Below are 21,516 nucleotides of genomic sequence, written 5' to 3'. Positions count from 1 at the left end.
GCCCGGCCTCAGGCCTGAAGCTTCGCGCCGGCGATGCCCAAAAGATCGTCGGTTGTGGCGGCCTCCGCGATCCGCGACGGCTCCACCTCGAGCCCCAGCGTGTCGAACAGGGCCATGATGTTGAGGATGCCGAGGGAGTCGAAGGTCTCGATCTCGCCGAGCGTCTGGCCGCGCGCGAGCGGCCCCGGCTGATCCAGGATCGCGCCGAGCTCGTCCAGGAACCCAGCCTCAGTCATCACGCGGTCTCCTCGAACTTCAAAACGGGCGGGGCGTAGATCCGGTCGGTGCTCAGCGCGCAGGCGCCCCAGCTCAGACCGACGCCGAACCCCGCCAGCACCGCGCGGAGCGGCCGGCGCGCGAAATCCTCCGCCAGGAAGCCCGAGATCGTTCCGGGGATCGAGGCGGAGTTCTGGTTCCCGTAGACGGATTGCGTGCCCGAGGGAAGCTTACCGTCGTCGAGTCCCAGGCGCCGCTGAAGGTTCTTGAGAATGTACTTGTTCGGCTGGTGGAGGATGTAGAAGTCCGGCTCCTCCGACCCCATCCCGGCGGCTGCGAGGATGTCGGTGACCAGCGAGGGAACGCGCTTCAGGGAGAAGTTGAACACCTGCGCGCCGTCCATATGCATGGTGGCTGGCTTGTCCGCGTCCTCGGAATCCGCGCGCAGGCCGCTATGTGGGATGAACAGGGCCTTCTCGCCGGAGCCGTCACTGTGGAGCTGGAAGACGCTCTCGGTCTCCCGCCGCTCGACCAGGACAGCCGCGCCGGCATCGCCCATGATCGGGGTGATTGAGCGGTCGTTCGTGGCGACCATGCGGCTCGCGACATCGCCGACGCAGAGGAGCACGCGCGTCAGCCCGGACTCGACCAGGCTGTAGGCGACCGAGAGCCCGTACACGAAACCGCTGCAGCCCAGCCGCATGTCGAAACAGAGCGTGTCGGTGCGCATGCCTAAGTGATGCTGCATCCCGATCGCCGTCGAGGGTGAGCTGTAATCGGGGGTCTGGGTGACGAGGATCAGCCCGTCGATATCCGCCGGCTGCAGGTCGAGGCCGCGCAGGAGTTCCCGGGCCGAGTTGAGGCAGAGGTCGGCGGTGGTGGTGTCGTCGCGCAGGACCACGTGGCGGGTGGCGAACCCCATCGCACGCTTGAGCCGCTCAGCCTCCTCGGGGGACATCCCGAGATCGGCCGCCTCGGCATCGAAGGCTAGCGTCCGGCCGCCGACCGTGGTGACGAGGCCAGCGATCCCGGCATGGCGGAAGCGCAGCTCAGCCACGGGCGACGGCCTGCGCGACGTAGTCGAACCAGCCCTGGAGCCGGCGCAGGGGCGAGCGGGTGCTGTCGAGGATGCTCTCGTCGGCCAGCGGGACGTAGCGCCCGACCGCCTTCTCGACCTCGGACTCAGTCTCCAGCAGCAGCTCGACCACCGCGAAGGAATCGATCCGCTCGTACAGGTCGTCCTCCGGGCCGAGGCCGCTCAGCTCCGGCCGGCCCCAGGTCTCGACCAGGCGGTCCAGGGTGGTGCGGGCGGCCGTCGCGGCGGCATGCTCACTCGGCGACGATGTGGATGTAGGCAGTGTCATCCGGTCCTCGGGTCAGTCGATAGTCCTTGCCCTCGGAGCCAGAGCCGATGAGCGCGAACCCGTTCTCGTCCAGGAAGGTCTCGACCATCCGGTTTTTGGCGCTGGGGCGATAGCTCGCCCGCAGCGCCGGGTCGGCCTCTTCCTGGCAGACGTAGCGCAGGACTTGGCTCTCAATGCGGCGTCCGAGCGCCCGGCAGCTCATCAGGAACGTCTCGATCGCACCGCCCCGGACGATGGCGACGCCGACGATGCCCATATCGCCGAAGCGGTCGATCACCCGGGCCGCGTAGACGCTGCCCTCGCGCATCGCGGTGGCGACCTCGTCCTCGGTGTAGCGCCGCGTGGTCAGATTGAACTGGTTGGTCTTGTTGATGAGCTGCGCCACGCGCCGGAGCGCGCCGGAATTGTTGCGGGTGATGTGCAGGCGGATGTCGAGCGAGGCGAGGTACTCGTCCATGGAGGCGGCCGAGCGCTGCAATTCCTGTCGCTGCGCCTCACCGCGATACTGCTCGGTCTTCGATAGGTCCTCGGCCGTGACGTTCCGCGCCCGCAGGGACGCGATACCGTCGAGCAGGGTCAGCGCCTGCTCGGGCCGTGTCCGGTCGAACAGGTGGCACTCGACGCCGGGCAGCCGGGCGCGGACCTCCTCGATCTCGAACGGATTGTCGTCGAGGAAGACGAAGCTATCGAGGCCAAGATTGAGCGTCACGGCGAGTTCGCGGATGTTGTCGCTCTTCTCGGACCAGTTGCTGCGATAGGCCACGAAATCGTCGAGGCGCAGGGGCATCGCGCGCTGCTCGAACACTGATCGGAAATCCGCGTCGTTGTTCTTGGTGACCGCGCAGAGCAGGATGCCGAGGCTCTTCAGGCGCAGCAGCTGCCGCTGGAGCTGGGTATGGACGATCCCGGGATAGTCGCTGTCGATCTCGAGATTCTCGACACCGTCCTCGCCGACGACGCCGCCCCAGAGGGTGTTGTCGGCATCGACCACCACCACCTTGCGGCGCGCCCGCAGGCGGGCCGCGATCGCGTCGGCGTAGCACTCGACCAGCGCGTCCACAGCGGCCGGGGCATAGGGCATCTGATAGAGGTAACGGTTGCGCTCGCGCAGCGCGTTGGCGAAGCCGATCTGCGCCAGCGCGCCCGCGGCGTCGATAACGCTGACGCGCTCGTTGGCGCGGGCGAGTTCAAACAACACCGCGTTGATGCGCGCCAAGGCGTCCAGCTGACCGTGGAGGTCGCTCTCCACCGACGAGACCGGCACGAACGGCACCGTGTTGAGGATGATCGTCCCGGACGCGCTTACGAGGCGGGCGGAGACCAACTCGGCCAGCGTCCGAGCCCGTGCGACCGCGGCCTCGTCCGGGGCGACGTCGAAGAACCAGCGGTGATCGAGATGGACGATGAGGGTGTCGACGGAGGCCGGGCCCGCGAGAACCTGCTCGATCTGCCCGATCGGTAAGTGCTCGCACGCGACCTGAGCGAGATCCGCGAGGCGGCCCGTCACCTTCCCGAACGGGTTCGTGACGACGTTTCCGACGAAGCCGAGCGAGAGAGCGCGAGCCGTGGTCATCCCCGATACCGGTCCCTGCGACATCCCAAAGGATGCCTGCCCTCCGGCGATCGACCGGCCCCATCTTAATTATGCGAGCGGCGCCCTCTTGCGAGATCCGATACCATAAAGCAAGGGGCCGGACCGGATCGCGGTCGGTCGCGTCCGAGCGCCCGATCGAAGCACGGTTTCTGGGCGCCGCCCCGATGCGATCGTGTCGGCGCCGATTCAGAGCCCACCGGCCTGGTCGTCGACAAGGAGCTTCACGATGAACCGATCTGATTCGACTGCCGCGACGGCGATGGTGCGGATCTGGTCCGAGACCCATCAGACGGCCTTCGCCCGGGCCACCGGCGACGTGAACCCGATGCATATGGATGCGCGCGTGGCACAACGGACGCTCGCGGGCGGCCCCGCGGTTCACGGCGTTCACGCGGCCCTGTGGGCGCTGGATGCCTGCGCGGAGACATACCGGCTCGAAGACTTGAGCGGCTTGCAGATGCGGTTCGAACGCTTCGTGCTGGTGGGCGACCGCACCGAACTCGCGGTGCACGAGGCGGATGCGCAGGGGCTGCGTCTTTCCCTGTCGGTGGACGGCGTCCGTGCGGCGACGATCCAGGCGACGCTCGGAGAAGCGCGGCCGCGGGCCGAGCCCGTGGCAGTCGCATCCGGGGCGATCCCGACAGAACCGGTGGTCGTCGATCCATCAACGATCGCCGGTGCGACGGGGGCATTCTGGCTCCCCGAACCGGAGGCGATTGCCGCGCTGGTGCCCCGGCTCGCGCGAGCCATCGGTCCCGCCCGGGTCGCCGCCCTCGGCGGTCTCTCAACCCTGGTCGGCATGGTCGTGCCCGGCCTGCACTCGATCCTCTCGAAGATCGACGTGACGCTCACGGACGAAGCCGACGGTTCGAGCCTCGCCTACCTCGCCTACACAGTGAAGCGGTTTCAGCCGATGCTCCAGTCGGTGACGACGCAGGCCAGCGGTCCGGGCCTCGAGGCCCGGGTCGAGAGCTTCGTACGCCCGCGCCCGGTCGAGCCCGAGAGCCTGGCGGACCTCGCGGCTCTGGTGCGCCCGGGCGAGTTCTCCGCGGTGTCCGCCCTCGTCGTCGGTGGATCGCGCGGCCTCGGGGCAGCCACGGCCAAGCTGCTCGCGGCGGGGGGCGGCGATGTTTGCATTACCTACGCGTCGGGCGCCTCCGAAGCGGAGGCGGTCGCAGAGGAAATTCGCAAAGGGGGCGGCCGCTGTCAGGTCCTGCACTACGACGCCAAGCACCCGGTCGGACCACAGCTTCAATCCATGGCGATGAAGCCGTCCCAACTCTATCACTTCGCGACACCGCGCATCTTCCGGCAGAAGCGGGCCGCCTTCGAGCCGTCTTGCTTCGAGGAGATGATGCGGGTCTACAATTACGCGTTCTACGATCTGAGCCTGTTCTGCCTCGAACGGCGCGACCGCGTGGCGGCCTTCTATCCTTCGACTACCGCCATCGACGAGGCGCCGCGCGACACCCTGGAATACGTGATGGCAAAGACCGCCGGCGAGATCCTCGCGGCGACGTTGGCGCGGACGTACCCGAACCTGCGGACCGAGATTGAGCGGCTGCCCCGGGTGAAGACCAATCAGACGGCGACGATCTTTCCCGTTCCGGCCGCGCCGCCCGGTGACTTAATGCTGCCCATCATCCGGCGCCTGTCGGCGGAAGCCTGAGGCTGGCGGCATCCCTGGAGGGTCTGCCGGTCAGCGTGAGGGCGCGCCTCCAGAGGCGGAGCTCGAGAACGCGTCGCTGCCGCCCTGGACGCCGGCAGTCCCCAAAGGATTGCCGCGCGTATCGGTGCTCAGGTTCAGATCCCTCTGAGGCAGACCGGAGGGAGCCGGATCGAAGGGCTCGACCGGCGTCACGACAACCTGCCCACCCGCGAGCGGCTTAACGACGGTCTCAGGGCGAATGGCATCGGAACACAGGCCCTGGCAGATCGGCTCGACCAGATCGGTCTGCTGGCAGATCGGCCGCATCACGCCCCTAACGCAGGCGCACCGACAGGCCGCCCAGACCTGCGTCGGCAGCAGAAAGAGGGAGCAGAGCAGGAGCATCGACCGCATGGCGCAGGGCCCTTGGTGACGCCGCTCCGAACGGGCGGCGGGAGTCATCGTAGCAGGCCGGCACGATGGCCGCGAGACGCGGCTACGATCCGGAGGGACACCGCAAGGGCCTTCGAAGCAGCGCTCTATGGACGCCGCCGACGGCTCCGAGCAGTGCGAGCTTCACCGGGGAGGGCGCCTCAGGCCGCTCCGCGGCTCGCTCACTCGGCAGCGGCCACATCGTGATGTGGATCCTCGTCGTCCGAAGCCGTATCATCCTGGTCCGACTCGGCATCGGTGTCGTCAGTCTCGTTCTCAGTCCCCTCGGGGGCGGTGAAGAAGTCGCCCTTCCGCACCGCTTCGCCCCCCGTCACCATCATGCTGAGATAGGTGTTAAGGGTGTTCGGGGCGACGTCGGGCAAGCGCTCCGCGATCTCCGCATGGGTCAATCCTTGTGGCCCCGCGCCACCGAGGAGGGCCTTCAGGCGTCCCTTGGCCGAGTTGGATCGCGGACCGCGAGCTCCGCGCCGCCCACTGCGACCAGACGTGGCTTGATCCTCTCCAAACGATCGCGGATTGTCCAATGACCGAAGGCTGGCCGTGTCCTTTAGCGGGACACCCTCCACGATCGCCGTCAGAGCGGCTTCCGCCGCCCGCAATTTGGTCAGTTCCGCCGAGATCCGGTCGTAGTCGCTCTGAAGTGCAGCCTTCCTGGCACGCACGTCGACCAGCGCCTTCGTTAGGGTGTTGTCCTCAGCCATTGACGGCCTCACTGCATACACTCGTTCGTGAGCGGTCATAGGTCATAAGACCCTGAAAGCGTCAACAGCTGGTAGGTTTGGTGTTTACGAAGCTCGATCGGTCGCTGAAGGCAGCCCGAGTTGTGGGATACGCATTGTCTGGCTTAGAGATCGCTGAAACACATCCCTTGGATATAGCCGGCACAGATGACGTAGGCGCTTCCCAATAGATCAGATCCAGCCGGCCGAAATCAAAGCCGACGCGGCTGTGACAATCGGAACTCCTGACCATAGTTTTACGCCGCAACAAACTGCTTATCGACACCAACTTCGTCGCGATCGCCCATACTCTAAATTGAACCTGCAGAGTCTTTCATGTCCTTGAATATCGTCGACAAAGGAGAAAATAATGTTGTCGAAATTGACCCCCGGGATCAGCACGCTCAGGCGGGGAAAATATATATCAACGGCAACAACAATTATATACGCATAGGAAGAGGATGCGTTTCCGACAGAGATATGCATATCGTAATTGAGTCGAATTGCAAATTCGACATCGGCGATGACGTCCGGCTCGGGATGGCGAATATCTATATCGGCCCCGGCTCGATGCTCCGCGTCGGCGACAGGACCGGCTTCACCGGGCTCGTCCATCTTAACCCGGTCGAAGCGAAGGCGATCGAGATCGGGACGGATTGCTCGATCGCATCCGGGGTCTGGATGACGACGAGCGATTTCCACTCGATCATCAGCCGGAGCGACGGCGCGCGGCTGAACCCGGCCAAGCCGGTCCGAGTAGGGAACCATGTCTGGATCGCCAATCACGCGACGCTCCTCAAGGGCTCTACCATCGGCGACAACGCGATCATCGGCGCGCACGCGGTCGTCACCGGCATCGTGCCACCCCATTGCGTGGCGGCCGGCAACCCCGCGCGCATCGTGCGCGAGGATGTCACCTGGCAGTCGGACCTGATCTGACCGCCGGCCCGGGGACGGCGGGGCAGGGCGCCCGAGGCGGGGGCTCATATTTACCGGGCGCGCCTGTTCCGATAGGGCGGGGATCGCTGGCCGGACGCTTGCCCGGCCCGATGATCCACCCGCGATGCAACACCCTTAAAGATATGCTCATCCGGGCGACAAGCCTCGAGACAGCCGCCGGCGAAGTCCGCATGCCGGGTCAAGCGCTCCGAGCGGCGATGTGAGAGCGGTGCGTTGAAGACCCTCTACGGCCTGTATCATAGCTGGGCGGGCTCCGCCGGAGCGCGTTCGAGCCGCAACCCGCTGGTCCGGCTCGCGGCCCGCGGCGGCCTTCCGCCGGCGAACGATCTCACGTCGGCGGCGGAGCAGATCGCGGCGCTGGAGCCCTATGTCGACGCCGGCTTCTACGCGAGCTGGTACGGCATCACGGTCGATCCCGTGCGCGACTACTTCACGGTCGGCTGGCGCGCGGGCCGGGATTCGCGGCCCGACTTCTCGACCGCCGACTACCTCGCCGCGCGGCCGTATCTGGCCGCCGCCGGCATCAACCCGTTCCTGCACTGGGTGACGGCGCAGCGCGCTAAAGGCGGCGCCCTGCCCAGGCCCGACACCGGGCAGGCCGAGCGCCTGGCCCGCCGCCTCGTGGACAGCGCGTTCTACCTCGCCAACAACCCCGACCTGCAGGCCGCCGGCGTCGATCCGGCCGGCCACTACATGGCCTCCGGCTGGCGCGAGGGCCGCGAGCCGTCGCCGCATTTCGACACCCTGGCCTACTGCCTGACCCGGGGCATCTCGTACGCGACCCAGAACCCGCTGGTGCACTACGTCCTGCACGGCGGCCCGGCCCGGCCCGAGCCGGAGGATCTGTTCGCGCTTCAGGCCGAGACGCTCGCGCCCTATTTCGACGCCGCCTATTTTCGCCAAGGGCTGGACGAGCCGGAGGAGGCTTCCGACACCGAATTGCTCCGCACTTATGTAGCCGGCGGCTGGCGGAGGATGCGCAGCCCGCGCCAGGATTTCGACCCAGCCGGCTTTGTGCAGGCGCGCGCCTGCAGCCGGGCGGTGATCGGCGACCCGTTCTTCCGGTACGTGGCCGAGACGCTGCTCTCCGGCCGCACGCCGTTCTCGGGCCGGGACCAGCCAACGTTTCCTGCCGTGGACGAGGCTTGGTACCAGACGACCTACCCGGACGCGCAGGGGCTTGCGCCCTACGTCCATTTCTCGCGAGCCGGCTGGCAGGAACTGCGGGATCCCGGCCCGGGCCGCTCGACGCTCGACGCGCTGCTGCGCGTCTGCGGCCTGCGCCCGATGCGTCCGCCGGTCGAGGATACCGGCTGGCTCGGCGCGATCGGCCCTATGCCCGTGGACCGGGCCGCATCCCTGGACCTGCAGGCCGAATTGGCGTCGCTCCATTTCGACCATGCCTTCTACCGGCAGCGCTACGGCCTGGCGGAGGACGCCGACGCGGTCCGCGACTATTGCGACACCGGCTGGCGCAGGGGTCGCAACCCGCGCCTCGACTTCAACGGCTGGGCCTATCGCGCCCATCGCCCTTACGTGGAGGCGACGGGAATCGCCCCCTTCGTCCACCACCTCGCCACCGCGCTGCTGCGCGGCACCGACCTGTCGGGCGACGCCTTCGATCCAGCCTACGGCACGCCGCCCGCGGCGGAGGATGCGGAGTTGCTGGAGCAGGCCCGTCTGATCGAACCGTATTTCGACGCGCCCTGGTACCTGAAGCGCTATCCCGACACGCGCGGCTTCGAGAACGGCCCGGCCATCCACTTCCTGTCCCACGGCCAGGAGGAGGATCGCGACCCGAGCAAGACCTTCTCGACTCGCTTCTATCGCCGGGCCTACGGCCACCTGTTCGCGCCGGGCGAGTCGCCGTTCCTGCACTACGTCCGCACCGGCCGCGCCGCAGGGCTGATGGGCTGCCCGGAGGATCTCGGCAGCTGGCCGGCCATGGAGGCGCCCGAACTGCGGGACTGGGACGGCCTGCCCCGCGCGCTCACCCTCGCCCAGGCCCGGGTCGTCGTGATCATGCCGGTCTACAAGGGCCGCGGCGAGACCCTGCGCGCCATCCACGCCTGCCTGTCCGCCCCGCAGAAGACCCCGTTCACCCTGCTCGCGGTCAACGACCGGTCTCCCGACCCGCAGCTGACCGCGGAGCTCGCCGAACTGGCCGGCCGCGGCCTGTTCCACCTCGTCGAAAACCCAGACAACCTCGGCTTCGTGCGCTCGGTCAACCGCGGCCTGTCCCTGCGCCAGGGCCGCGCCGTGGTCCTGCTCAACTCCGACGCCGAGGTGTTCGGCGACTGGCTTGACCGGCTGGTCGCCCACGCCGAGGCCGCCGAGGCGGAGGGCCGCCCGCCGGTCGGCGGCGTCACGCCGCTGTCCAGCAACGCCACGATCTGCAGCTACCCGAAGTTCAACGCCAACAACGCCATGGCGCTGGAGATCCCTCGGCCCGAGCTCGACCAGGCCGCCAAGGCGCTCAACCGCGGCCGCTCGGTCGAGGTGCCCACCGGCGTCGGCTTCTGCATGTATATGACCGCCGCCGCCCTGGATGCCGTCGGCACCCTCGATGCGGTCGCCTTCGGCAAGGGCTACGGCGAGGAGAACGACTGGTGCATGCGCGCCCGCAAGGCCGGGTTTTCCAACCTGCTCGCCGAGGACGTGTACGTCTACCATGCCGGGCAGATCTCGTTCGGGCTCGATCCGGGCGGCGAGTACGACCAGGGCCAGGCGGCCTTGCTGGCCAAGCACCCGGACTATCCGGCGCTGGTCGGCCAGTTCGTCCAGGCCGATCCGGGCCGGCGCGGCCGGGCGCGGCTCGACCTGTATCGGCTGGCCCGGCACTTCCGCGGCCGGGCGGTGCTGTTCGTGACCCACAGCTGGGGCGGGGGCATCCAGCGGCACATCGACGACATGATCGCCCGGCTCAAAGCCGAAGGCACCGCCGTGGTGCTGCTCTCGGTCGACCGGGCCCGCAACATCCAGATCAACGTCTCGTACCGCAGCCGGGAGTTCGTGTACCTGCCGAACCTGGACAGCCTGTACCTGCCCCGCGACGCCGAGGTGGTCTCCGCGTTCATCGACCAGCTGGCGCCGCTCTTGATCCACGTACACTCGCTGGCGGGCCTGCGCTGGAACGCGGCGCGCGCGCTGATGGATCTGGTCGCCGGCTCGGGGCGGCCCTACGCCTGGACGCTGCACGACTTCTCGCCGGTGTGCCACCGCAACCACTTGGTGATGCCGGACGGGCGCTATTGCGGGCTGGCGCCGGTGCCGGTGTGCCGGGACTGCCTGGCTTCGGACGCGGACGGCTACGAGGAGCCGGATCCGGCGGAGCGGCGGGCGGCGTTCGGGCGGTTCCTGGCCGGGGCGGCGCGGGTGTTCGCGCCGTCGGCCGACACGGCGGGGCGGATCACGGCGCTGTACCCGGATCTGGCGATCACGGTGCGGCCGCATGTCGAGGCGGACCGCCGGGTGCGCTCGACCGCGCTGCGGCGGCCGGGGCGCGTGCGCCGCGTCGCGGTGCTGGGTGCGATCAGCGCGACCAAGGGGGGCCTGTTCCTGCAGGCGCTGGCGACCGACGCCCAGGACCGGAAGCTGCCGCTGCGGTTCGCGATCGTGGGCTTCTCCGACTCGGCGCTCACGGACGGGCTGGAGCGGGCCGGAGCCACCAAGACTGGGCGCTACTCCACCGACAACCCGACGCTCGATCGGGTCGCCCGGGCCGCCGTCCAGATCGCCGAGACCGAACATCCCTCGGAGGACAATGAGATTCTCGATCTCCTACCGAAAGTTTCCGCCGACTTGATACTGGTGCCTTCAATTTGGCCGGAGCCTCACTCGACCATGCTGACCCTCGGGCTGCGAACCGGATTGCCGGTGGTCGCCTTCGACGTAGGAGCGCAGGGCGAGCGGCTGCGCACCCATCCGAATGGCCACATCCTGCCCTATGGCCTCGCCAACGACCCGGCCGCCTGTAACAATCGGCTCCTAACACTCGAACTCTCGGAATGCGCCCGGCGCTCCCTCCCGACTGAAGCCGCTGCGTACGAGAACCTGATGCGCGACTACTATGCCCTGACGGCATGATTGCCGACTATTGCCAAATTCACGTGGATCCGGCGTCAGAGCGAAGTTCTGTGCGGCCCAGCTCTTGGGCGAGTGGGAGGGGACGTTGCAAGAGGCGATACCCGGCCAACGCACTTTAGCCCATTTTCTCGTGAAAGCAGGCGGGGAAACGCAGAGGTCAATCCGATGTCCGTCCTCCCAACGGATCAGACACAGAAGAGCGCGGTCGAGTCTTATCTGCATGTCCTGCACGCCTTAATTCTCCGAGACATGCGTACGCGCTTCGGGGCATCACTTTGGGGCTACGGGGTAGTGGTGCTCTGGCCCTGCGTGCACATCTTCGTGTTGATCGCGATCTACACGTTCCAGAAAGTCGCTGCACCACTCGGCGATAATAGAGCACTATTCTTCGCTACGGGCGCAGTTCCGGTGCTGGTCTTTCAGTATGTTTCCCGCGAAGTCATGAAATCTGTTGTCATGAACCGGCCATTGACCTACTATCCACAAGTGAAACTGTTTGATCTAGTTTTCTCACGTATCTTGGTTGAAATTGTGACTGGATTTCTTGCCTTGCTGGTAGTGACGACCGTGCTGATCGTTATAGGAACTAATCCGATCCCGGCAGATCCGCTAACCGCCGTTTGCGGCTACTTAGCTGCGATTGTTCTTGGAATTGGCGTTGGAACAATCAACGTCGCCATCATCGGATTCTTTCCCGGGTGGATGATTGGATATGCACTTTTTAGCATCATTATGTATGTATCTAGCGGCGTCATGTTTCTCCCGAGTTATTTGCCTGAAAAAATTTATTATTGGATGAAATTTAATCCTGCCCTGCAATGCGCAGAGTGGGTAAGATCAGCTTATTACCCGTACGCAGGGATACAAGTCGACGAATTATACGTTATAGCATTTGGCTTGACGGCCGCAAGCATCGGGCTGTTCATGATAAAGCATATTGTTAGCAAAATTCAAGGCTAAACTCTCATAAAGTTTACTATGTGCAGCAATTGTTTTCTAAAGGTGCTGAGGTCGCGGAAATCCAGTGCTATTATGTGTGAATTCCGATTACATCGTATCCGTAACGGCAAAGACAATTAGCAAGTTGGCGACAATACAATTCCAGCGGTTACGGTTTCGAGAACAGCCAAGAAGGAGCTGTGCCTGTAACGTCTGCGGTGTCGAAGATGGCGCAGATGCGGCTTAACCGAAGGCAGGACATATGGTACGATATTTTTGCTTATATTAACTCGAATTACAATTGGACGCAGCAGCAACTTTAAACCTCGCTAGGGCAAAACAACGACAAGTACGTAGATCACCAAACAGTTTGAAAGGGTTAGGAATATTGCGGCGCGACGGCATGAAGGTCTCGGTCATGCAATTCGATTTGGTTTAATCTTAGTATAGCAATGGCCCTTATCTATTTTCGCTAGCGTTACAATTCCTCTTATAACAGGCTGAGCAGCTAAGCTATTAGGCGGACGGCGGGTATTGCAGTACCAAGGAAATGTCTCACGCCATCCCGGATCGCGATGCAAACGACCACCGACCTGCGATTTGACCAGCTTCCGTTCCGAGCTTGCGCGCAACAATCTAGCGCTTGCAACCTGCCTGAATGAGCGGTACCCGCTACGCTATTGTCCCCGCCAGCCGCGACCGGCAGTCCGGGGCGCTGACCACTATGCACGGCTCTCCGCGGCATCCTGCATGGGTTGCGGACGGGGTGGGCGTGGCAGCATCTACCGCTAGACCTCTTGCGTCAGCGCAGGGGTTATCGATATTTTTCTACCTGGCGCAGGCTAGAGCCGAGCCCTATCAAGTTGGCTCATGGGCATAGCATCCGGCGGCGGTGAGATAGTTTCGGCATTCGTCCGGTCGGACGGCGGCGAATGCGTCCGCAGTCGTGAGGGTCAGCAGCAATTCGAGCTGCAGCTGTCCGGAGGAAGATTTTGATTTTCGCACAGACGTGCTCGATGGAATGGAATTCTGGACTGTAGGGTGGAAGGTAGAGAATATGTTCGCCGACGGCCTCGATGGCCTCGCACCCCCGGTGACCTTGTGGGCATTCAGGTTGCCGACGATAACGGTGTCGCCGGGCTTAAGCACCGGTGCCTGGATATCGGTGACGTAAGTCCGAAAGCGCATACAATTAGTAGCCATTGAAAACGGTCTTCGCGATTAGTCGCGTGACGCGAGGGGCGGCGGTGATGGTGGTGGTCTTGTAGCGCTTGTGAGGCGCGGCAATACAGCATCGCTGGACGCGCAAAGCATGACCATAGCGGCGGGCCATCTTCGTCGCGGCAGCTGTTTCACCGAGGAACAACAAGCGATCCGGATCAAGGGCGGGTTGACGCTCGAACCACTCCTCGCACGGCCGTCACATCCAGCGGCTTCTGCTCATGCGTGTGAACAGCCTCTTTTTTCGGGTGACCCCGTGCCGGATGGTAAAAGCGCGACAGGCTGCTCGTGCTCGCCTGGACACCGTGTTCCCAGAGCCTATTTCGCTGATTCGCTCGTGAGATGGGCCGCAACGAACTGGAACGGCTGAGCCGCGAGGAGCTGATCGAGCTGGTGCTGTGCTGCAGCGGCCAGAGAAGACCTCGCGGACCTCGTCCAAGCCGCCGGCAACAGACAGCAAGGAGCAGCGGGAGCACGCAAAGCCCGGGGGCGCCAAGCCGGGTCACGACGGTCATAGCCGGGTGCTGAGCACGGATCCCGATGCTGTCGTCGAGCATCGTCCCGTGGCGTGCGCGTGCTGCGGCGCCAGCCTACACGCCGCTCTTCCGGCGCAGCTCGTCAGCAGCTGCGAACGGATCGAGCTGCCCGAGGTGGCGCCGATCGTGACGCAGCACCACCGGCTCGCGGTCCGTTGCCTGAGCTGCGGGGAGCGGGGCGTCGCCCCGGCGGCGGCGCGCGGCACGCCCTTCGGCCCACGGGTACATGCGGTGGCGACGTACTTGAAGACCTTTCAGGCGCTCTCGTACGAACGGCTGCAGGCGGCGCTGTCCGACCTGTTCGGCCTGACGCTCAGCCAGGGCGGGCTGATGAACCTGCTCCGCCGTGCGCAGGGCCACTTCCGTCCCGGTCGCGAGGTCGCCGTGTCGACCCTGCGCCGGGCCACCGTCGTCGCGTCGGACGAGACCGGCTTCCGAATCGAGGGCTCGAACGCTTACCACTGGCTGTTCCACTCGGCCGCGGCCGTGGTGCACATGGCCTCGCCGACGCGTGGCGCTGTCGTGGTGCGCGAGATGATGGACGGGCATAGGCCGGCGGTGTGGATCTCGGATCGCTACACCGCCCAGCAGGGACACGCCGCCGAACACCAGATCTGCCTGGCTCATCTCGCCCGCGACGTGGCCTATGTCGTCGAGACCAGCGACGATCCCGTGCCCTGGCGCCTGCAACTCTGGTTGCAGAGCATCTTCGCCTTGGCCGAGCGCGTCACCGACTTGGCTGCCTCGACGCTCTCGGCCAAGCGCCGCGACCCGCGAGCTCCAGGTCAAGATCAGCCGCGCGCGCGATCAGCTCCTGGTCTTCCTCGCTTATCCCGGAAGGGTCGAGCCAACGAACAACGGCTCCGAGCGGCTGCTTCGTCCGACCGTCGTGCAGCGAAAGGTGACCAACGGCTATCGCGCCATGTCGGCCGCCGAGGGCTAGGCCGCCAACCGCACCGTTGTCGATACCGCGCGCCTCACCGGCAGCAGCCCCTTCGGCGCCATCCTCAAAACTATCGGCGTCTGAACCCCGCCATTACAAGCGTGGGTAATTACAGACTAGGAATGAGCCCATATTTTGAAAAAAATATAGAATAAGTCAAAATAGTATTTTGAAAAGAAATCGCTACAAAAACCCCAAAAATAACAGCGAGCACAGGCAAAAATTGCAATTACAAGCTAACGACCTCATCCGTAATTTCCTCCAGTGATTCGATGTTCCACATCGTAGAGGATCCGACATCGATTTAATAATAACATAGTGTATTGAAAACCTATAATTTCGGAAAAAGTTGAGCTTATGCCACTGGGACAACCAAATTAGGTCGATATTTATGCGTCCCAGGAGAGAGAAATACTTCGCAAACCTACTCTAGAAAGCAGGTTGTGTCCCCGGGCATCCGCTGTTATCAGATACTCCCGCCACCGCTTTGTCGACAGCAAAATGCATGAGCGAGAAATATGAGCGCTATCAAAGCGTGAGAGAACAAGCTCCAACTTGGGAACTTTGATCAATGCGTAATTACCATTAAATTCGTTCCGGCCCGTCGGCGCTTAAGTTTGAACAGGATTAGAAATATTACGGAATCGTTCAAACGCCATGCGCTTGAATTTTTCTCTCTTATCGACGGACGCGGCCTATCTGTTATCGTTGAGAGAAACTAATCCCCGATGGTTTAAGATAGGAAATTGCGTGTCTCGGTTTCGTAGACTCATGGGCATTTTGAATTAAATCGACTCTAAGCGAAATTTAGATCGCACTCTACAGCAGACAGAATTCAAGCAGGGAGCGTTTCCGCTGTTAGGCTCGATATTATATATTGAATCTTTATGCCTTATAGATGGTGGTAAATAATATTCATGATGGCATCATTTCCAAGCAGCAAACAAATAGGAACAGCAAAAACGTATAAAATATAAACCGACTGGCTTTCCGACCTAGATTGAACTAGTCATCTTTTAACACATGTCCCTATCGCTCAGCCAATTACACAGGAGACATCAATGCCAACTGACGACAATCGAGCTTCTGAGGCTGACGAGCTTATGACTATAAAGATCGTTGCAATAGGTATGATACTGTTTAGAGCGGAGAAAGATGAGATCTGCAGGTCAATCGACGCTATAAAAGCGGCGGCGAACCGATGCACGGGAACTATTATAAAAATTTATATTAAATGGAACTCCGAGCCAACCTTTTCTTTGGGCGACATAATTAACAACGTTAATATATCTATTGAGATCTTGTCTGGCGATTTCAATGACGGGTTCGGCGCCGCGCACAATAAGATGATGGAAAAAGCGCTGGAAAAGGCAGACGCGTATATTTGCTTAAATCCGGATGGTTTTTTACACCCTGACTCGCTTGCTTCCCTCGTAAAGCTTGACGTAAATCTTCCGAATCCAGCCTTGATTGAGGCTATCCAATTCCCGCGAGAGCACCCAAAGCCATATGACCCTTTTACTGGATTGACCGCGTGGTGTTCGGGAGCATGCCTGTACATATCTAAACGTTTGTACACCCAAGTTGGCGGCTTCGATGAAAATATTTTTATGTACTGCGAAGATATTGATTTGTCTTGGAGAGTTCGTAATTCGGGGTACAAGTGTTTCGTTTGCGTAGATGCATTTTTCTATCATGAGGTAAGGGAAAAGAAATCCGCGCTGGTCGATCAACTCATGTTTGAGTCGGCCCGTTATCTCTCTTACAAATGGGGTGCAGATGGATTTACCGCTGAAATGGAGCGTTTGTTGGTTGAACGGAATTTCTACCCAACCGCGGACTATCTGCCTCCTTTGCCAGAAGTTTCTCGCATACCATCTAAGCCTGGACTGCAAGAATGGCGGCAACTACTGAGTTTCGCGATTCCACGCTGGCATTGAGGTTAGTATTATGACGGAAGTAACTACCGTAATCCGAGTACATTCGCCGGCTTGCACTCCACACCTTAAGCGTGCATTATTTTCTTTATCAGCTCAAAAAGTTGATGTATTTCCGACTATAGTCACACAACGCTTTACTAGAGAACAAACGGATACATTGACGCATGAATGCAGCCCTTATCAGTTCGGCGCAATCAGAGAACTGAGTTTTACGAACGTTGAAATTCAAAATCCTTTTGATTTGAGATCCAGACTGCTCAACGTCGGCGTCGCGAAAGCAAACAAACGATATCTTCATTTTCTAGATTTCGACGATATCATGTATGGGGATGCTTATATCAAGCTCACTAACGTCTTGGCGACAACTCGCGCTGCAATTGCGTTTGGCGGGATAGTCTCAACATATTTCGAAAGTATAGGCGGCCGACCTTATATTAAAGATAAGAGAATTGAGTATCGCGGTCTGAATAAATACGATCTTTTCGTAGATAATTTTTGCCCGTTGCATAGTTTCGTTATTGATTTGAGTAAGACCGACAAAGATCAGATAGTATTTGATGAGAGCATGACGGCATTGGAAGATTACAGCTTCCTCCTCGGCTTTCTTGCGAACCACGAAGCGGACTTCTCCCTGATCAAAGATGTAGTTGGCGAGTACTTTAAAAGAGACGCCGATACAATAAATCTTGCTCGCGACGAGTATCCGGACCCGAACTTAAAACTGAGCAAACTTCAGAAAGCGCGCGAAACTATTTTGCACAAGAAAAGGTCGACAAGTTGTCAAGTTAGACTTAGCGAGTTTTCCTGGCTTATGAATTCATCCGGCGTGGGTCCCGCCTTTGATCTCAATTCAGAACAAAGCTTTGTCAGACTGGGGCCCAAGTTTACCCAAAGCACTGACGTCGCACTTCACAAATTCTTTTCATCGTTCATGGTAGAGTTCTGCCGAAATATTAAACTAAGTACGGACGCGGACGGATACGTGGATATTTTGCAAAGACAAAACTCAAGCGTTACGATTGCCGGCTGGGTGAATGATTTCTGCTATGGAGAAGAGCCATTAAAAGTTATTGCGGTCAATCCAACCGACGGCTGTGTCTATGAGGGGATTAGAATCGATCGTGAAGACGTCCGTGCTCATTTGAAATCGGAATTTAAGCAATTTGGCTTCGAAATCAAAATAAATTTCCACGTACCATCCTCCGAGATTGAGAATATCGCTGTGATGCTATATGATCCGAAAAATAACATACTCCGACATATTTCTAGGTCAGATACCTTTAGAGAGCAACTAGCAAATAGCATTCGATAAATTGGGCTAAGTACATCAAAGTTTTGATTTTCATTATTAAAGAGAAGAAATCGCTGATAATACCGCTTCAATTATGAGTCAAAGTTTCCTTGACCTGCCAAAGATCTTTAATAACGGCATTTCGCAACTTTCATCGGTGAGCAAATGACAACTCAAAACCAAGGCGACGCTTCGCCAATCAAAATAACCGACTCAATACCTATCGATGCGCAGAAAAACGCAGGCTCCCCGACAGAATTGGCGCTTCTTCGCGAACATATTGACAGTATTAATAAACAGCACCTTGGTTTTATTGAGGCGATTGGAGCTATTTTACTTGAGATGGGGCTTGGTCGCAAAGCCTCGCCGGCAGAAATAGATCACTTCCGTTGGCAAATACACAGCGACAACGCTCACGAGTACATCGCGTCCTTATTCAAAAATGAAAATTTCTTTCTTAAAGTTTGCGAAAGCGTAACCGGTAATGTTATGTTCGTGCCGCCAGGCCATTATTATTCTCCGGTAGTTGATGTGCGCTCGGTTAAATCTGGACATCGCTCGCAGGATATTACTGGGGTTAAATTTGATCGAGACAAACAATTATCAAATTTTAGATTGTTGACATCTCACTTAAATCGCGTCGAGTTTCCTAAAACCTCATCTCCAAACGCTCGCTATTTTTATGACAACCAGTTCTTTTCCCATGCCGACGCTGTTTTACTATCCGCAATGATACAGGAATACCGTCCCGACAGGATCATCGAGGTAGGCTCGGGCTTTTCTAGTGCGGTAATCCTCGATACAATCGATGTGACAAAAAGGAGAACTGCTTGCACATTCATCGATCCATTCCCCCATCGCTTGATTGAGATACTTCGTCCGGATGATTACGATTACGTAACTATAGTTGAAAAGCACGTACAGGACGTAGATTTGAGTGTTTTCGAAGCTCTACAGTCAAACGATATATTATTTTTGGATACGACGCACATCTGTAAATCCGGTAGTGATGTAAATCATGAGATATTTGAGATACTACCTCGTCTTAACAGCGGGGTTATTGTTCATTTCCACGATATCTTCGACCGGTTCGAATATATCGACCGTTGGGTATTCGAAGAAAACCGATCTTGGAATGAAATCTATCTGTTGCGTGCGTTTTTGATGTACAACGACGCATTTGAGATCCTATTTTTAGCGGACACGCTTCGCGCGTGCTTTCCCGATGAGTTGAAAATGGCGCATAAAGCGTTTTCCGAGGATGCTGGCGGTGGACTTTGGTTGCGGAAAAAATAAAGGCAATTCACGACCTGTATCTCATAATTGGCGGGCTATTGCTGAATAGAGTGACCGCGGCTTGCGACAATCATATGAAATCTCAATCAATTAGTAAGTTATATGTTGCTTAGCTTAGCTTACGATCAACAACTCGGTTGTGACAAAAAATCTAGAGGCTGTTATGAACCTGTGGCGAGTTGAGCGGCCTTTTTGAGCATGAGGCAGACGAAAGCGACGAGGTGGAGGTCTGCCAGGGTGCTTGCATAGCGCTCTTAATCTTTGACGAGCTTGAAGAAGCGTGTGGCCCAGGCAAAGGAGCGTTCGACGACCCAGCGGCGGGGCAGGAGTACGAAGCCCCGCTTGGCCTCGGTCAACTTCACCACCTCCAGTTCGATGCCGTGCGGGCGGGCTGCCGCGGCCGGTTTGTCGCCCGTGTAGCTCTGATCGACGAAGGCGACCTCGACGCTCTCGCCCGTGGCTGCCTGCACGGCCTTGGCCAGCCGGCCGACGTGAGCCCGATCATCGGCATCGGCGGGTGTGACATGCAGCGCCAGAACGTGGCCGAGGGTATCCGCCGCCATGTGCAGGTTCGAGCCCTTCTTGCGCTTGGCCCCGTCGTAGCCAGCCCTCTCGCCGCTCTCGGGTGAGGAGCGCAAGGTCCGGCTGTCGAGCACGGCCGCGCTCGGCTCCAGTGCGCGACCGGCCGCCATGCGCAGCACCGCACGCAGATCCTCGGCCAGTTGCTCGAAACAGCCGTCTGCCAGCCAGCGCTGGGCCTGCTGATACACGGCAATTCAGGGCTGCGGGTCGTGGGGCATCAGCCGCCACGGGCAGCCGCTCCTAACCACGTAGCGTAGGCTGTTGAACACCTCGCGCAACGCATGCTCACGCTGACCAGCATCCTCCCGCAGCAGCGTCAGGTAGGGCGCGGCCAGCGCCCACTCCTCATCGGAAACATCGGACGTATACGGCTTGCGGGTCGCGCTCATCCCCGCTCATCTGAGCATCAGCCCGACCCAGGTCCATAACAGCCTCTAGAAGGTGGTCATTGCTTCAACGCTCGTGGTGTCGCTCGTTCGTACACGCTGCCATATTGTGTCTATTTCTGCTCACGTGACGACAGCCGAATTGTCTTAGTATCGGGTGGCGTTGAGGTTGTTCCCGCATTCCCGGGGGTTGAAGTAGGTGAGGGCTTCAGGGCCGGGGCTCGGATGTCGTGAACTGTGGACGTTGCGTTGCATGCCATGCGGGCTCCGAGTCCAGCTGAGTGACGTGTACGGGATACCGGGCGGTCTTAGGGTGTGAACCGCACCACGCACTTGCAGGGATATACTTTCATGATTCTCAGCCGCCGCATGGAGCACGGAGGCGGCGATGACGGACCTGTTCTTGCTCTCGGGTGCGCAGCGGGCGGTGATTGGGCCGTTCATGCCCAAGAACCAGCTTGGGCCAGAGCGGAACGACGATCGGCAAGTTATCTCCGGCATCCTGCGCGTGCTCACCTCCGGCTGCCGCTAACGCGACTGCCCGTCTGCGGATGGCCCGCACACTGTATGGTCCCGGGATGTGGTGTGACGGGTCGATCCTGAAGCGTTCGGGCTCATTGGTCCAGACCTGAGGGACATGCTCGCAGGACGTGAGGCCGCGCAGGGGCTTCAGCCGACGGGCATGGTTGTGGGCGTCGACGAACAGCTGCAGATGCGCCCGGAGCTGTTCGTGGGTCTCGTAGTGGTAGCGCTTGACCGCGGTGTACCTAATGGTGCGGTTCATCCGCTCGACCTGACCGTTATCCGGCATGATTGCCTTGGTGCCTTTACGTTCCGCTGATCGTGTGATCGGCGGTATGGTGAGCCCATCCGGGGTGTGGGGCACCGGGAGCACGTGAGTGCGGGCAGGCCGACCTTTAGACCATGGGCTGCGTGTGATTAGGCGTGGAATAAGGGCTCTGACGCACTTTCGCTGATCATCAAGGCTTGAGGCCGATCAAGCGAGCCTGCAGCAGGTCGATCTTGCCGCGGCCGTACATCTGGCGCTTCACGAGCTTGAGCTTCGTGACCTGTCCTTCGGTCTGGCCGTTCGACCATGGCAGCGTGATCGCGGGGACTGTCAGGAATTTCGTGTGGAGGCGGCCATAGTGGATCCGAAGGAGGTTCCCGATGGCACGACGCAAAGCACCCCACATCCCTGACGCGATCCTGGATCAGCTCCTGGCCGGGGCCGATCCGAAGACGGCGTTCGAGTCCGACGGCTTACTGGACGCACTGAAGAAGGCCCTGGCCGAGCGTGCGCTCAACGCCGAGATGGACCACCATCTGGCGGGCGAGGAGG

14 protein-coding genes and 7 pseudogenes are annotated in these 21,516 nt (G+C 60.5%); 11 read left to right on the top strand and 10 right to left on the bottom strand.

The window, feature by feature from the left end; genetic code table 11:
• Positions 1-8: 8 nt before the first annotated feature.
• From FV242_RS22900 to FV242_RS22885, 4 genes are read right to left on the bottom strand one after another with little or no spacing between them, the layout of a single operon-like run.
• Positions 9-236 carry a hypothetical protein gene (locus tag FV242_RS22900; RefSeq protein WP_147940528.1) on the bottom strand — a complete coding sequence of 76 codons (228 nt, stop codon included), beginning with the start codon at positions 234-236 and terminating at the stop codon, positions 9-11.
• Complete coding sequence (locus FV242_RS22895; protein WP_147940527.1) at positions 236-1,273, bottom strand: 3-oxoacyl-ACP synthase III family protein; 1,038 nt, start codon at positions 1,271-1,273, stop codon at positions 236-238. The genes FV242_RS22900 and FV242_RS22895 overlap by 1 nt, the downstream gene beginning before the upstream one ends.
• Positions 1,266-1,580, bottom strand: a complete 315-nt coding sequence (locus tag FV242_RS35680; RefSeq protein ID WP_058195353.1) for a hypothetical protein — start codon at positions 1,578-1,580, stop codon at positions 1,266-1,268. Before FV242_RS35680 ends, FV242_RS22895 begins: the two co-directional genes overlap by 8 nt.
• Complete coding sequence (locus FV242_RS22885; RefSeq protein WP_147940526.1) at positions 1,546-3,153, bottom strand: HAD family hydrolase; 1,608 nt, start codon at positions 3,151-3,153, stop codon at positions 1,546-1,548. Before FV242_RS22885 ends, FV242_RS35680 begins: the two co-directional genes overlap by 35 nt.
• A 247-nt stretch (positions 3,154-3,400) precedes the next feature.
• Here FV242_RS22885 and FV242_RS22880 point away from each other — a divergent pair, with 247 nt between their 5' ends.
• Positions 3,401-4,843, top strand: coding sequence for an SDR family NAD(P)-dependent oxidoreductase (locus FV242_RS22880; protein ID WP_147940525.1), 1,443 nt, complete (start codon positions 3,401-3,403; stop codon positions 4,841-4,843).
• A gap of 30 nt (positions 4,844-4,873) precedes the next feature.
• On the opposite strand, the gene FV242_RS22875 is transcribed toward FV242_RS22880, so the two are convergent.
• A complete protein-coding gene (locus FV242_RS22875) occupies positions 4,874-5,236 on the bottom strand; it encodes a hypothetical protein (protein ID WP_187278520.1) in 363 nt (120 codons plus the stop codon).
• 200 nt (positions 5,237-5,436) lie between these two features.
• Positions 5,437-5,976 (bottom strand): hypothetical protein, encoded by a 540-nt coding sequence (locus tag FV242_RS22870; RefSeq protein WP_147940524.1) that lies wholly within the window; start codon positions 5,974-5,976, stop codon positions 5,437-5,439.
• 354 nt (positions 5,977-6,330) lie between these two features.
• Here FV242_RS22870 and FV242_RS22865 point away from each other — a divergent pair, with 354 nt between their 5' ends.
• The 4 genes and pseudogenes from FV242_RS22865 to FV242_RS35675 form a co-directional block, all read left to right on the top strand.
• On the top strand, positions 6,331-6,933 hold the full coding sequence (locus FV242_RS22865) for an acyltransferase (protein ID WP_147940523.1): 603 nt from the start codon (positions 6,331-6,333) through the stop codon (positions 6,931-6,933).
• A gap of 234 nt (positions 6,934-7,167) precedes the next feature.
• Positions 7,168-11,040 carry a glycosyltransferase gene (locus FV242_RS22860; protein ID WP_147940522.1) on the top strand — a complete coding sequence of 1,291 codons (3,873 nt, stop codon included), beginning with the start codon at positions 7,168-7,170 and terminating at the stop codon, positions 11,038-11,040.
• Between the two features lie 165 nt (positions 11,041-11,205).
• The gene (locus tag FV242_RS22855) at positions 11,206-12,000 is read left to right on the top strand and encodes an ABC transporter permease (RefSeq protein WP_147940521.1); all 795 of its coding nucleotides are present in this window, start codon (positions 11,206-11,208) and stop codon (positions 11,998-12,000) included.
• Positions 12,001-12,668: 668 nt separating this feature from the next.
• Positions 12,669-12,773 (top strand): annotated as a pseudogene (locus FV242_RS35675) (IS5/IS1182 family transposase); the annotation flags it as partial.
• Between the two features lie 64 nt (positions 12,774-12,837).
• Here the strand turns inward: FV242_RS35675 and FV242_RS35670 are convergent.
• A pseudogene (locus FV242_RS35670) lies at positions 12,838-13,583 on the bottom strand (transposase); the annotation flags it as partial.
• Here FV242_RS35670 and FV242_RS22845 point away from each other — a divergent pair.
• The 4 genes and pseudogenes from FV242_RS22845 to FV242_RS22830 all read left to right on the top strand — a co-directional run bounded on the left by FV242_RS22845 (position 13,543) and on the right by FV242_RS22830 (position 19,206).
• Positions 13,543-14,763 (top strand): annotated as a pseudogene (locus FV242_RS22845) (IS66 family transposase). The pseudogenes FV242_RS35670 and FV242_RS22845 overlap by 41 nt on opposite strands.
• Before the next feature lie 977 nt (positions 14,764-15,740).
• The gene (locus tag FV242_RS22840) at positions 15,741-16,619 is read left to right on the top strand and encodes a hypothetical protein (RefSeq protein ID WP_147940520.1); all 879 of its coding nucleotides are present in this window, start codon (positions 15,741-15,743) and stop codon (positions 16,617-16,619) included.
• Positions 16,620-16,629: 10 nt separating this feature from the next.
• Complete coding sequence (locus FV242_RS22835; RefSeq protein WP_147940519.1) at positions 16,630-17,931, top strand: hypothetical protein; 1,302 nt, start codon at positions 16,630-16,632, stop codon at positions 17,929-17,931.
• A gap of 144 nt (positions 17,932-18,075) precedes the next feature.
• Positions 18,076-19,206, top strand: a complete 1,131-nt coding sequence (locus tag FV242_RS22830) for a class I SAM-dependent methyltransferase (protein ID WP_147940518.1) — start codon at positions 18,076-18,078, stop codon at positions 19,204-19,206.
• 161 nt (positions 19,207-19,367) lie between these two features.
• On the opposite strand, the pseudogene FV242_RS22825 reads toward FV242_RS22830, so the two are convergent.
• Positions 19,368-20,177 (bottom strand): annotated as a pseudogene (locus FV242_RS22825) (IS5 family transposase).
• A 385-nt stretch (positions 20,178-20,562) separates the two neighbouring features.
• On the opposite strand from FV242_RS22825, the pseudogene FV242_RS22820 reads away from it, so the two are divergent.
• A pseudogene (locus FV242_RS22820) lies at positions 20,563-20,703 on the top strand (IS5/IS1182 family transposase); the annotation flags it as partial.
• A gap of 36 nt (positions 20,704-20,739) precedes the next feature.
• Here the strand turns inward: FV242_RS22820 and FV242_RS22815 are convergent.
• Together FV242_RS22815 and FV242_RS35665 are read right to left on the bottom strand one after the other, a co-directional pair.
• Positions 20,740-20,976: pseudogene (locus tag FV242_RS22815) on the bottom strand (integrase core domain-containing protein); the annotation flags it as partial.
• Positions 20,977-21,154: 178 nt separating this feature from the next.
• On the bottom strand, positions 21,155-21,358 hold the full coding sequence (locus FV242_RS35665) for a hypothetical protein (RefSeq protein ID WP_246692830.1): 204 nt from the start codon (positions 21,356-21,358) through the stop codon (positions 21,155-21,157).
• Here FV242_RS35665 and FV242_RS22805 point away from each other — a divergent pair.
• A pseudogene (locus FV242_RS22805) lies at positions 21,345-21,516 on the top strand (IS256 family transposase); the annotation flags it as partial. The gene FV242_RS35665 and the pseudogene FV242_RS22805 overlap by 14 nt on opposite strands.

Origin of the sequence: Methylobacterium sp. WL64, from assembly GCF_008039945.1 — a bacterium.
Taxonomy (GTDB): Bacteria; Pseudomonadota; Alphaproteobacteria; order Rhizobiales; family Beijerinckiaceae; genus Methylobacterium.
The sequence above is the reverse complement of the archived record's forward strand: the minus strand, read 5'-3'. Positions and strand labels throughout refer to the sequence as shown.